The organism is Halomicrobium zhouii, assembly GCF_900114435.1.
In the GTDB taxonomy this organism is placed as follows: domain Archaea; phylum Halobacteriota; class Halobacteria; order Halobacteriales; family Haloarculaceae; genus Halomicrobium; species Halomicrobium zhouii.
In genome coordinates, this window is sequence record NZ_FOZK01000006.1 from 44,706 (window position 1) to 56,840 (window position 12,135).

A 12,135-nucleotide genomic window follows, 5' to 3' on the forward strand; every position below is an offset into this window, starting at 1 on the left:
CCGAGTGGAGACGTTCCTGCTCACTTCGTTGCGCGGGCTGCGACTCCCCGGGTTCAACTCCCTCTTTGGCGTTTCCACTGCTCACTGTCGTTCGCAGGGAAACGGGCCGAGAGGGAGTTGAACCACGCAAAGACGGTCACCTCGCTTCGCTCGGTGCTGCGTCTTTTCTACTTCAACTCCTCCGGCCGGTTCACTCACCGCGTCGCTAGCGCTCTGCGGTTCGTTGCACGGGCCGAGAGGGAGTTGAACCGAAGGAAGACCGTCCGGGCGTGCGACCTCGCTGGCGCTCGGCCGTTCCGGGCTGGGACTTCCAGGGTTCAACTCCCTCTATGGCGTTTCCACTGCTCACTGTCGTTCGCAGGGAAACGGGCCGAGAGGGAGTTGAACCCCCGACCGTCTGGTCACTCCCGCAACCACGCGGATCGAACCCGTGGCCACGTTAAAAGCCAGACGCTCTGCCGAACTGAGCTATCGGCCCTCGATACAAGTTCGGGGCAGACGACGCTAAGAGCTTACGGTTACGGACGCGGTCACCGGCGGTCGACGCGGTCGGCGAGCAGTTCGCTGGCGAGTTCGCCGGGGTCCTGACCGTCGATGGCGGCGCGGCGGCGCAGTTCGCGATAGACGTCGGTGTCGAGGGTGAGCGAGATCTCGCCGAGCGTGATCCCCTCGGCGCGGAGGGCCTGCTCGACGCTCTGGCCGTCGTTGACGTCGCTGGCGACCGAGCGGACCTGGCGGACGGTCATGTCGTGGTCGAGCAGCGCCCACGCGAGCATGAGGCGGGCCTCGCCGGCGACGCGGGCGATGTGCTTGGCGGCGGTGGGGGCGATGTGTCCCATCGCGACGTGGCGCCGGATGGCGTTGGGCAGGTCGTGGACGCGGGACCACTTGCGGATGAACGAGACGGTCGCCTCGCCGCCGGCGCGTTCGGCGGCGGCCTTGTACGAGCCCTCACCGCGAACGAGCGCGGCGCAGGCGGCGGCGCCCCGCAGCATGTAGACGTTGTCGTCCGCGCCGGCGGTGTTCTCGGAGAACGCTCTGACGGTGTCGGCGGCGAGCTGGAGGCTCTCCGGGTCGTCGGGGTCGAACTCGACGGCCTCCTCGGCCCGCTGGCCGGTGAGCGTCGGGTCGCCGCGAATGACGGGTTTGCCGACCGGCGACTTCCGGTCCGTCGAGGGAGCCCGTCCGTCGTCGCCGTCAGCAGTCATTACGAATCAGTTTGGTGGTAGTGCAACAAAAGCGTCCCGTTGCGTGCGCCGGCCGTACACACCCGTTCGCTACTCGACTCCGTGGTCGTCGGTCGCACCTCGACTCGTCGCTCGGCCTAGTCGTCAGCGGCTTCTTCACGGTTCTCCGAGAGGTGCTCCCAGATCTCCGTACAGCCGCACCCGTCCTCGACGTCGTCGAGATGCCCCCGGTCGACCGACGAGTCCTGCTCGTCGGCTCCCTCGGGGTTGTCTATCGCCGTCTCCTCCGGGTCGTCTGCTCGTTGTTGTCCGGTCATCGTTGCGTTCCGTTCCGCGCGACCACGCGTCGCGTCGGTTGGCGTGTTTCTGTCAAAGACCCTTACCCCCATAAACCCGCTCTCACCTGTAAGGTCTACCCGCACTCCCGTGTGCCGGCAATCGATGCAGGTATCTTGTACGGGATCCGACACGAGGTGTTCGGTGATACCACCACGCATGCACCGCCGTACGTGAGGGTGATCGTCTACCTCCCGGCGAAACTTGGGACCGCCGACGGAGTAACGTATCCGGAGAGTGTAATGATATCTAATGACGACGGACGTTCACCAGCTCGACGACGGCGCCTGGGTCAGTGTCAACGACTCGCGGGAGGTGAACGTGAGCAACCTGTGGCTACTGGCACGGAGCGACTTCTGCGGCTGTGAACCGACGGATTTCCTCGCCGAGGGGTTCGTCGAGGTGGGCGTCGACTACCCGAACGTCGAGGCGCGCATGGCCGGTCGCTGCATCGCCTGTGGAACCGAGGGCGTGACGGATTGGCTCCAGGTGGGGCGCGTCATCGACCCCGAAACCGGTGAGTTCTACGGTATCGACCCCGACAGCGTCCACGTACCGGACAAGCGCCGACGCCTCGCCCGTCCGCAGGAATAGGCAACAAGTTCCTATTGTGGGGAGAGGTGGGGACCTTTGACGCCAAGGAGTGTGGTATATGGGTGTGGCTCTAGGCACTGTACACGAATGCCCACGAAAGTCGAGAACTGGAAAGACGAGGTGTACGGGAACGAAATCCGTGACCACCTCATGGAGTTCGCGGAGCAGGGCTGGGAGTCGATCCCCGAGGACGAGCAGGACGCCTGGTTCGAGCGCTTCAAGTGGTGGGGGCTGTACCACCAGCGCTCCGGCCAGGAGAGCTACTTCATGATGCGCATCGGGACGCCCAACGGCGTCATCGAGCCCGGTCAGCTGGAGGTCATCGCGGAGGTCGCCGACGAGTACGCCCGCGGCCCCGCCGAGAACCCCGAGTTCGGGGACGCCTACTGTGACTGGACGACGCGCCAGTCCATCCAGCTCCACTGGATCAAACTCGAGGACATTCCGGAGATCTTCGACAAGCTCGAATCCGTCGGCCTCGGGACCCAGCAGGCCTGCGGTGATTCCTGGCGGAACATCGTCGGCTGTCCCGTCGCCGGCAAGGACAAGCACGAGCACATCGACGCCTGGCCCGTCGCCGAGGAGCTCCACGAGACGTTCAAGGGCAACGACGAGTACTCGAACCTCCCGCGCAAGTGGAAAGTCGCCGTCACCGGCTGTGACCAGGGCTGTGGCCAGGGCGACATCAACGACCTCGCGTACGAACCGGCCACGAAGGAAGTCGACGGCGAGGAGCAGCTGGGCTTCAACGTCCGCGTCGGCGGCGGCCTCTCCCGCAAGGAGCCCCGCTTCTCCCGCTCGCTCGACGTCTGGGTGCCGCCGGAACAGGCCGCCGACATCGGCGCCGGCATGTCCGCGCTCTTCCGCGAGTACGGCGACCGGGACGACCGCTTCAACGCCCGCATCAAGTTCCTCGTCGACGAGTGGGGCACCGAGAAGATGCGCGACGTGCTCCAGGAGGAGTTCGTCGACTTCGAGCTCCCCTCCGCCGGCGAGAACATGCGCGAGAGCTACACGTACAACGCCGGCGGCGACGAACACGGCGACCACGTGGGCGTCCACGAACAGCCCGACGGCAACTACTACGTCGGCCTGAACGTGCTAGTGGGTCGGATGGGCGTCGACGACGTGTACGAACTCGCCGACCTCGCCGACGAGTACGGCTCCGGTGAGGTCCGCCTCACCCAGCGCCAGAACGTCATCGTCACGGACGTCGAGGAAGACCGGCTCGACGCCTTCCTCGACGAACCGCTGCTGGAGAACTACGAACCGGACCCGCACCCGTTCATGCGCGGCTCCATCGCCTGCACGGGCACCGAGTTCTGTTCGCTCTCCATCGTCGAGACGAAGAACCGGCAGGTCCGCTACGCCCGCTGGCTCAAGGACAACGTCGACGTCCCCGACGGCGTCGAGGACTTCCACATCCACCTCTCGGGCTGTACCGCCTCTTGCGCCCAGCCGCAAATCGCCGACATCAGTCTTCGAGGGATGAAGACCCGCAAGGACGGCGAACCGGTCGAGGCCCTCGACATCGGCCTCGGCGGCGGCCTCGGGGAGAACCCCCACTTCGCCGACTGGGTCGAGATGCGCGTCCCCGCCGACGAGGTGCCGGGCTACATCGAGAACCTGCTGGCCACCTTCGAGGACGAGCGCGAGGAGGGCCAGACGTTCCGCGAGTTCATCGCCGAGCGCGAGGAGGAGGAACTCCAGGAACTGGCCGAAGCGGAGGAGACCGACTACGAGGACCCGTACATGCACAACACGAAGATGACGTGGTACCCCTACGTCGAGGACGACGACATGCAGTCTTCGCCCGCGCCGACCGACGGCGAGGGCCAGCCGCTCCAGCCCGCGGACGACTAGCTGTCTTTCGTTTTCCGTTCGGGATCGATTTTCACGACGAACTCCTTCGTCACTCCCGGTCGTCGGCCAGCCAGCGCGGTTCGAACAGTTTCACGACCCGCTTCGGTCGATGTGAGACGCCGTATCGGAGCGTGTAGAGCGCGAAGCCGTACGATACCAGGGCGATGAGCGAGTGGAGCCACGCGAGAGGCTCCTGCGGCCCACCGATGTTCCACAGAGCGAGCCATACGGTCCCGATTGCGATCCAGAACCCTCCGACCAGCAGACTCCAGACGGGATGGTCGTCGGAGAGACACGTCTTCATCGGATAAAATACGGTTCCCGACGTTACTGTAAAAACGTTGCCACTGTCCCCCTCCCCGAGAACGGTTACTTAAGTTTCGAGGTGTCCAACACCGACCCAACATGGCAGACCGCATCCTGAAGGCCAACGCCTACACGACCTTCGACCTGCTCGACGGCGTCGTCGAGGGCCACGGCTTCACCGAGGAGGCCTTCGCCATCCTGAACGTCACCACGGACAGCCGCGACGACCCGGAGTTCGTCGAACTCCAGGTCGAGATGGACAACACCGACCTCGACGAGGTCCGGCCCCACGCCGACAAGCTCTCGCTGTCGGCCGACCAGGCCCGCGAGATGGCCGACGAACTGGAGAAGTACGCCGGCCGGGTCGAGGCAGCGGCGGAGGAGTGACCGGCGGGTCGGCTCACTCGAGCATCGCGGACCCGAAGCGACTGGTCAGCGCGGCCACGGCGACGGCGGCCGTCGTCAGGTGCATCGCGGCGAGGGTGATCGCACCCGCCGCGGTTCCGCCCGGCATCGCGGGGACGAAGAGCGCGTCGGGGATCCACGAGAGGACCAGGACGACTGCCGCCAGGAGCGTGAACGTCCGGTCAGGATCGGCGACGAACCGGTCGAGCAGTGCGTAGACGACCGTCGCACCGACGACGCCGACGGTGGTGAACAACAGCACCGGGCCGTACGAGAGGGGATCGAGGGTCGGTGCGACGCCGGCGGTTATCGCGGCGACCGTGATCACGACGTTGACGACGTCTGCGACGAGGACGGCGACCAGGCCACGCTTGGCGAGCGTTCCGAGCGCGACGTGCTGGTGGTCCGGTGTGGCGGCGGTCTCCGTGCTCATGTGTGAACAGTCGACTGGTTGATATTTGAATGTACGCCCGAACGGCGAGCTAGCGTTTATCAGTGAAGACGGGACCAGCACTCGTCATGTCCGACGGTGGTGACTGGGAGAGTGAACGGATGGAAGCCACCTACGCCGAGGCGCGTGCCGTCCTCGACGCCCAGAACGACACGATGGGCGACATCGACAGCAAGGCGATGCGGACGGTGCGGTTCAACGTCCTCCTCGTCGGCGTCCTGATCGCTGCCGCTCGATTCGCTGGTTCCAGCGTTTTCAATCCTGCACTCTTGCACCTGTCTGTAGGTTGCCTCGTGCTCTCGGCGATTCTCGGCATCGTCACGTACAACGAATCAGATCTGTTCGTTGGACCACAGGGCTCCTACGTCGAACGCCTCGCTCACGGCGGACCGACCGATTCTCGGTGGGATCGGCACCTTCTCGAAACGTTCGGTGGAATGATCTCCGAAAACTCCGACGACATCGACTGGAACTCCGGTCTCCTCACCACGACACAGGGAACGCTCATCGTCGGTATCGTTTCGGGTGTCCTCGCCGTACTTATTTAAGAGAGGACGGCCAATTTCGCTGTATGAGCGCAGACGCCCGCGAAAAAGCCAGGAAGAACGGACTCCGGAGCGGGAAGGGCCGTCGTCTCCTCTCACGCCTTCTCGGGCGCGTGGACGACGAGGACGAGTAACAGCGGTTTCTCTTCACTTTCCATTCGCCCACGAACGTTGTGGACCCCAGTTCACATTGTCGCCGAATTACTGTTAGACCCCTTGCTGTGACTGTCAGTAGGAGAATTCGCCCGCCCGATTGTCGAGTATCTTCAGGTTACTGTACCCCTCCTGGCATTCGTCGGAGCGGAGGATGTCTTCGAGACCCCGCAGACCGAAATTGGAACTCTCTATCACGACCGAAATGTACTCCAGTCTTCGCTCCTCGTCTACGTCGCCGTCGGGTGGACTATCACGTTGCTCGTCATCGGCATCGTGGTCGTCACTCCGTTCAGCCGAACGCCGACAGACTCACTTCGTTCGTCTGTCGAGCCCTCGTTCGCTTCGCTCACGAGAACGCCGTTGGACTCGCTGTGCTCGTCCAACGAGCTCCGCTTCGCTGACGCTCAGCGGAACGCCGTGAATCGGAGATTCACGAGCCCTCGTTCACTCCGTTCACGAGAACGCCCCCAGCGTCAGGTCTTCCCCGTCGTCCAGATACCGCCGGATCCGTTCGCGGTCCCAGCCCAGCGGCGAGACGACGCTCTCGGCGGCCCGGACCAGCAGCGTCTCGTAGAAGTCCGCGTCGTAGTCCCCGCAGTCCTCCCACGGCAGGCGGACGCGGTCCCTGTCGCGGCGTCCATCGTCGACGACGACGTAGCGGACGTCCTGTCCGGGATTCCGGGCGACGTCGTGGGCCTCGTAGCGTTCCAGCGCGGCCACCGTTCGGGTCCGCTGGTCGTAGTCGGCCAGTGACTTCGAGGCGCTCGTCCGGAGGACCAGGTCGTCGGGGTCGACGCTGCCCGACTGGACGCGAGCGATGGCGCGGGCCAGCCTGTCACAGACCGGCTCCGGTTCCCGGTGTTCGTCCAGCGTCGCCACGAGGTCTCGCTGGATCTCGCCGACGAACGTCGGCGTCGAGCGCTGGCGGGCCTCGATGCCGCGAAACTTGAAGCTGTCATCGTTTCGCTTTCCGAAGTAGCTCGTCAACGACCCGCGCTCGCCGTCGCTCGTGGGGACGAAACACACCCACTCGAAGTCGCTCTCGTGTTCGAGCGGGATGCCCCTCGCCTCGGTGAGGGCGGCACAGACCTCTTCGATGGGCGTCGGGTCGTCGACGGCGGCGGTCACCCAGAGGCTGTCGACGATGCCGTGGACGACGCGCCACCCGGCGGCCTCGAGGTACTCCTTGGCGTCCAGCAGCAGTTCGCGAGCGAAGGCGTTGATGGACTCGTGGACCTCGATGCGACCGAACTTGCTGTTTCGGTAGCCCTGGTAGCCGAAGCAGGTGACGAGGATCCACTTCAGGGCGCTTATCTTCGACTCCAGGCGGGCGGCCCGCTCGGGGTCGTCGGTCTCGCGCAGGTCGCCCTTGAAGCCGTAGCGGTTGCTGACGATCCGGTCGAGGACCGTGGGAACGAACGGTTCGTCGACGTCCGGGCAGACGCTGTAGCCGAGTTTCGGGACGTCGTCGGTGTCGTGGCAGTCACACTGCACCGTCTCCGGACTGAGGTCGTTCTCGATCATGATCCGCGGATAGAGAGACGCGAAGTCGACTTCGACCACGTTCTCGTGGAAGCCGACGTCTGGCTCGAAGGTGAACCCGCCACGGTCGGCGTCGTGGAGCGTCCCCATTCGCTTGAACGATTCGCCCTCCCAGGACCGCCAGGGGACGACCACGCCCCGGTCCCGGGCCTCGCGGATCTGCATCGCCGTGAACACCGTCCCGATGGAGGCCCACGATGCCTCCTGCAGCGGTTTCCACGACCGGTCGACCAGGTCGAACAGGCCCGGGAGCTTCCCCTCGCGCCAGAAGAAGCTGTTCGAGCGGTCGACGACGGCTCGCCCGGGCACGTCGTAGCGGGCCGGCGAGTGGCCGACGCGGCCGTAGCTCTCGTAGCTGTTCTCGCCGGCGAGCATGCGGTGGCCCGGCAGGCGGCCCAGGTCGCAGTCGACGCCCAGCGCGTCGGCCCGGTCGTGGATCAGCGGGACCAGGTCGGCGCTGGAGAGCACGAGGACATCCGGGTCGACGGCGTCGAGACGGGCCGCGAGCGCTCGGAGGACGGCGGCATCGCCGTCGCCATCCGGCGAGAGGCGCTCACGGGCTTCGCCCGTTTGCCGTTCCGCGGCGCGTGGCGCCGCGCGTCCCTCGCAGGTGAGCGCCGTCAGGTCCCCGGCGGCCAGCCGCTCGGTCGGAAGCGAGAGCGACAGCGACCGGGGCCAGTGCTCGCCGCCCTCCTCGGCCTCCGGCGTCGGGTCGACGCCGCGTTCCAGGCAGTAGCGGAACTTCGGGCTCGGGTCGACGTCGTACAGCCGGAACGTTCCCGGTCGCCAGCCGCCGGCGGTGCTCGCGCCGTTCGCGCTGCCCGGCTCGCGGTTCGCGCCGCTCACCGCTCGCTCGTTCGGCGGGCCCTCCCTTCGGTCGGCCCCGCCCGGCTCCCTGACGGTCCGCACCTCCCGTGCGAACGTGGCAATCTCGCTCGGGCGCTCCAGCGAGACGGCGAGCACTCGCGAGGGGTCGCCGTCGCGCAGATTGAGATACTTCCGGTCCCACGCCAGGTCGACGACCTTCGGGTCGGATTCGAGGGCCGCCCGCAGGTCCGCCAGGGCGTCGGCCGGGCCGCCGACGTAGCAGGTCGGCGCGTAGTCGCGGTCACGCTGGACGACGACGTTCTCCGAGACCCGCTCCGTCGTGGTCCCGGGCACGTCCCGCGGTTCGGCCCCGGCGGGCACCCGGGACCACAGGCGGACCTCGTCGTCTTCGACGTCGACGGCGACGACCACGGTCAGGACACCTCCCCGTCGGCGGATTCGACCCGCTCTTGCATGTCCGCGACCGTCTCACGGAGCTCCGCTATCTCCTCGCGTTGCTCCTGGATGGTGCCCTCGTGGGCGAGCAGCATCGACACGAGGACGAGCACGTCGCGGTCGAGGTGGTTGGCGTAGCCCGCGGCGTCGGCGAACTCGCGAGCGCCGTCGAACAGGCTGTCGAAGTCCGACTGGTAGCGCCGGCGGAGCCCGCGGCGGTAGTCGCCGAACTCCCGCTCGTAGGAATCGAGGAAGTCGCGGTAGGTGGGGTTCGTTCGTCCCATGGCTAGTCGAGCGCCGCGATCTCCGTCGTCGACGGTTCGACCGCGTCGAGGGCCGCCCGGTCCTCGACCGCGCCGCACAGTTCGACCCAGTAGGGGATCGTCGTCTGCCACCAGCCGTGCTGCCAGTACCCCGTCGTCTCGAACTCGTCGGTGGCGAAGGCGTACCCTAGGTCGGTGCGCCGGCACTCGATTTCGGTCGTCGCCAGGTCGCGGACGGCCGCCCGTCGCTCGTCACCGGCGCGGGGAGCGCTCACCAGCGCGGGCGCGTCGAGCGCACTCGCGAGGTCCGCGAGCAGTCCGACCGAGGCGTCGAAGAGCCGGTCGATCTCGGCGGCCGACGCGTCGGCCGCCTCGTACAGCGTCGCGACGTTCGGCGCGACGATCAGTCCGGTGCGCTCGTTCGCCGCCGCGACGGCGTTCCGGACGAGCTGGTGGTGCTGGTGAGCCGTGAACGCCCGCGCGACGCGGATCCCACGGAGCGCCCGCCGGTTCGGGATCTGCGCGGTCAGTCCGTAGGTGGAGGCCGCGCCGCCCGCGTCGATCCACAGCACTTCACCGTCGTGCTCGCTTCCCAGGACGAGCCGCTGGATCGCGCCGCTATCTGGTTGCTCGACGAGGGCCAGACCCGCGTCGAGCGGCGGAGTCGCTGTCGCTGTCATACCTCCACTTTTTCTTCACAGGAGGGTATAGGCCAGCCTAGGTCGCGGTGGAAGTGAAACTGTACGCCGTCTGTGGATCTCTCTGTGAGGCCGTTCTGACGAAGGCCAATATTGCTGGTAGGTTCAGTCCGTGGTCGGGAACCGTGTCACACCCGAACTGGAACGCATCGGAGTCGCTCTGAAGACTCGACCGACGCCGCGAACTCGTGTCGTATCGCTCACTCGCAGTTGTACGTCACTGGCTCGATCTGTGGACCGTCAGGGCCGAGCGTCACCGTCGGCGAGAACTGTTCGTAGCAGTCGCAGTACGCGAGCGTCTCCGCACCGGTTCCGGCGTCGGTCGCCGCACGGAGCGTGTAGAAATCGCCGATGGGGAACGAGAGCGTGTGTTCGGTCTCCGAGTCGGGGTCGACGGTGATCGACCCATCGTCGACCGGTTCCTCGCCCCGGAGCAGCGTCAGGTCCACTGACTGCGACTCGTTCGTCGGATTCTCGACGACGAGGCTGGTCTCGCTCCGGCCGCCGCAACCGACCAGCGGGTCGCCGTCCTCGTCGACCACGACGAGGAGTTTCGGCCAGTTGTACTCGGTGGGCACCTGCCAGGAGTACTCCGTCCGGCCGCCGTCTGAGACGTCGACGGTGACCGCGTACGTCCCGGCGCTGGCGGTCACTGCGTCGTTCGACACGAATTGTCGCCCACCGAGATCGGTCGTGCACTCGAAGTACGTCGTCTCCTCGTGAACGATCGAGACTGTCAGCGTCATCGCCGACTTCGCGTCGTTTCGGATCTCGACCGTCCCGGGTCGATAGGTCTCTTCGGCGTCCGGAAGCGAGAACGGCAGGTCGCCGTTCGTACCGCCGTTCTCACAGACCGAACCGCGCAGTTTCTCGCGAAACACGACCTGATCGGGACCGGTGATGCGGACCTCTAGTCGTCCGTCGTATTCTGTTCCGATCTCCCAGTCGAACGTGGAACTGGTTCCCGATCTGAGGCGGGCCTCGACGGTGTACTCCCCGGGACGGGCGACGTCGACGGCCAGCGAACGACCGTCGTCTGCGTCGATCGTCGCCGTCTGTTCGGCGACCCGTTCGCCGTCGCGGCGGACGGTGACGGTCAGGGCGACTTCCGTGTCGGCTTCGTTCTCGGCTGCGAGGTGCGCTTCGACGCGCCGGGGAGTAGGTGATTCGCTCGTTTCGGAGGGTGTCTCAGTTGTAGTCTCGGTCCGTCGTTCGCTGCGGTTCGTTCCGCTATCGTCCGACGGGGCGAGACACCCGGCGAGACCGCCGACGCCGAGCGTCCCCACACAGGTCCTGAGTACCGAGCGCCTGGAGGGCGGTGCTGTCACGAGTGCGCCATCTGACATCTGGATAATGTGTCTTGTGGTCGACGCCGTCCGATGGAGTGGTCCGGTGTCGCAGCTGTCTCCAGACGGAAAATTCCCGACAGACGACCGGTGAGACCGCCCGCTAGCCAACACCGTTAACCACCGCGAAATCCGACGTAGAGACGAGTATGACAGACGTTCCGACGGTCGAACTGCAGAGTGGCGACGAACTCCCGGCGGTCGGCGTGGGAACCTGGGACATCGGCGGCGACACGGTCCGCGAGTCGGTGCGGGCGGGCCTGGAGGCCGGCTACGGCCACGTCGACACCGCCGAGGGGTACATGAACGAGGCCGAAATCGGCGAGGTGCTGGCCGACTACGACCGCGACGACGTGTGGCTCACCTCGAAGGTCCTGCCAAAGAATCTCAACTACGACTCCGTCATCCAGTCCTGCGAGGCGTCCCTCGAAAAGCTCGGGACGGACTACCTGGACCTCTACCTGATTCACTGGCCCAACCCGGCCATCTCGCTTCGGGAGACGATGGACGCGATGGCGACGCTGTACGAGGCAGGCAAGGTGAGGAACGTCGGCGTGTCGAACTTCTCGGCCTACCAGCTGAGCTGTGCCCAGCACGTCAGCGACGTCCCCATCGCGGTCAACCAGATCGAGTTCCACCCCTACCTACAGCGCTCGGACCTCGTCGAGTACTGCCGCGAGACCGACACCGTGCTGGAGGCCGCGGCGCCACTGGCCCGTACGGAGGTCTTCGGCGACGAGACGGTCCAGGACCTGGCGGAGCAGTACGACAAGTCGCCTGCCCAGATCGTCCTGAAGTGGGAAGTCGAGCAGGGTGTGATTCCGCTGCCCAAGTCCTCCTCGCCCGAGCACGTCGAACAGAACCTGGCCCTGTTCGACTGGGAGATGGACGACGCCGACCTGGCGAAACTCGACGACCTCGACCGGGACGAACCGGTCTACGACTTCCCCTCGCGGGACTGGACCGGCGACGTCTACGGCATCTCGCAGTAAGAGCGACCCTTTCCGTGGGTTTTCGCGTCGACGTAACTACCGCAAACACGTCGAAAGCCCTCGGCCGGTTGGTCTCCCGGGACTCGCTGTGCTCCACGTCACTCGCTACGCTCGTACCTGCGGTGCGTACGTCGTCCGGGTTCGGCCAACCGGCCTCGCCCTTTCAGTCCACCAGGGGTGTCGGTAGA

Annotated in this window: 13 protein-coding genes and 1 tRNA gene; 5 read left to right on the plus strand and 9 right to left on the minus strand. The window is 66.1% G+C overall.

Features of this window, described 5'->3' with window-relative positions; genetic code table 11:
* Nucleotides 1-366 precede the first annotated feature (366 nt).
* From BM337_RS19850 to BM337_RS19860, 3 genes are all read right to left on the minus strand, one after another.
* Nucleotides 367-478, minus strand: a tRNA-Lys gene (locus BM337_RS19850).
* A 52-nt stretch (nt 479-530) separates the two neighbouring features.
* The gene (locus tag BM337_RS19855; RefSeq protein WP_089819286.1) at nt 531-1,208 is read right to left on the minus strand and encodes a DUF7119 family protein; all 678 of its coding nucleotides are present in this window, start codon (nt 1,206-1,208) and stop codon (nt 531-533) included.
* Nucleotides 1,209-1,324: 116 nt separating this feature from the next.
* Nucleotides 1,325-1,504, minus strand: coding sequence for a hypothetical protein (locus BM337_RS19860; protein ID WP_089819288.1), 180 nt, complete (start codon nt 1,502-1,504; stop codon nt 1,325-1,327).
* Nucleotides 1,505-1,775: 271 nt separating this feature from the next.
* Between BM337_RS19860 and BM337_RS19865 the strand changes: the two genes are divergently transcribed.
* Both BM337_RS19865 and BM337_RS19870 read left to right on the plus strand, forming a co-directional pair.
* Nucleotides 1,776-2,117 (plus strand): DUF8134 family protein, encoded by a 342-nt coding sequence (locus BM337_RS19865; RefSeq protein WP_089819290.1) that lies wholly within the window; start codon nt 1,776-1,778, stop codon nt 2,115-2,117.
* An 87-nt stretch (nt 2,118-2,204) separates the two neighbouring features.
* Nucleotides 2,205-3,980: a nitrite/sulfite reductase gene (locus tag BM337_RS19870; RefSeq protein ID WP_089819292.1), complete on the plus strand. Its 1,776-nt coding sequence runs from the start codon at nt 2,205-2,207 to the stop codon at nt 3,978-3,980.
* A gap of 49 nt (nt 3,981-4,029) precedes the next feature.
* On the opposite strand, the gene BM337_RS19875 is transcribed toward BM337_RS19870, so the two are convergent.
* On the minus strand, nt 4,030-4,284 hold the full coding sequence (locus BM337_RS19875; RefSeq protein WP_089819294.1) for a hypothetical protein: 255 nt from the start codon (nt 4,282-4,284) through the stop codon (nt 4,030-4,032).
* Nucleotides 4,285-4,385: 101 nt separating this feature from the next.
* Between BM337_RS19875 and BM337_RS19880 the strand changes: the two genes are divergently transcribed.
* Nucleotides 4,386-4,673 (plus strand): DUF6360 family protein, encoded by a 288-nt coding sequence (locus BM337_RS19880; protein WP_089819296.1) that lies wholly within the window; start codon nt 4,386-4,388, stop codon nt 4,671-4,673.
* A 13-nt stretch (nt 4,674-4,686) separates the two neighbouring features.
* Here BM337_RS19880 and BM337_RS19885 read toward each other — a convergent pair whose 3' ends face one another.
* Nucleotides 4,687-5,124, minus strand: coding sequence for a DUF6069 family protein (locus BM337_RS19885; RefSeq protein WP_089819298.1), 438 nt, complete (start codon nt 5,122-5,124; stop codon nt 4,687-4,689).
* Between the two features lie 86 nt (nt 5,125-5,210).
* Between BM337_RS19885 and BM337_RS19890 the strand changes: the two genes are divergently transcribed.
* On the plus strand, nt 5,211-5,690 hold the full coding sequence (locus BM337_RS19890) for a hypothetical protein (protein ID WP_089819300.1): 480 nt from the start codon (nt 5,211-5,213) through the stop codon (nt 5,688-5,690).
* 606 nt (nt 5,691-6,296) lie between these two features.
* Here the strand turns inward: BM337_RS19890 and BM337_RS19895 are convergent.
* The 4 genes from BM337_RS19895 to BM337_RS19910 form a co-directional block, all read right to left on the minus strand.
* Complete coding sequence (locus tag BM337_RS19895) at nt 6,297-8,624, minus strand: type B DNA-directed DNA polymerase (protein ID WP_143117769.1); 2,328 nt, start codon at nt 8,622-8,624, stop codon at nt 6,297-6,299.
* 2 nt (nt 8,625-8,626) lie between these two features.
* Complete coding sequence (locus BM337_RS19900; protein WP_177227770.1) at nt 8,627-8,932, minus strand: DUF8156 family protein; 306 nt, start codon at nt 8,930-8,932, stop codon at nt 8,627-8,629.
* Nucleotides 8,933-8,934: 2 nt separating this feature from the next.
* Nucleotides 8,935-9,591 carry a hypothetical protein gene (locus BM337_RS19905; RefSeq protein WP_089819304.1) on the minus strand — a complete coding sequence of 219 codons (657 nt, stop codon included), beginning with the start codon at nt 9,589-9,591 and terminating at the stop codon, nt 8,935-8,937.
* Between the two features lie 218 nt (nt 9,592-9,809).
* Complete coding sequence (locus BM337_RS19910) at nt 9,810-10,937, minus strand: Ig-like domain-containing protein (RefSeq protein ID WP_143117770.1); 1,128 nt, start codon at nt 10,935-10,937, stop codon at nt 9,810-9,812.
* Between the two features lie 167 nt (nt 10,938-11,104).
* Here BM337_RS19910 and BM337_RS19915 point away from each other — a divergent pair, with 167 nt between their 5' ends.
* Nucleotides 11,105-11,947: an aldo/keto reductase gene (locus BM337_RS19915; RefSeq protein WP_089819308.1), complete on the plus strand. Its 843-nt coding sequence runs from the start codon at nt 11,105-11,107 to the stop codon at nt 11,945-11,947.
* Nucleotides 11,948-12,135 lie beyond the last annotated feature (188 nt).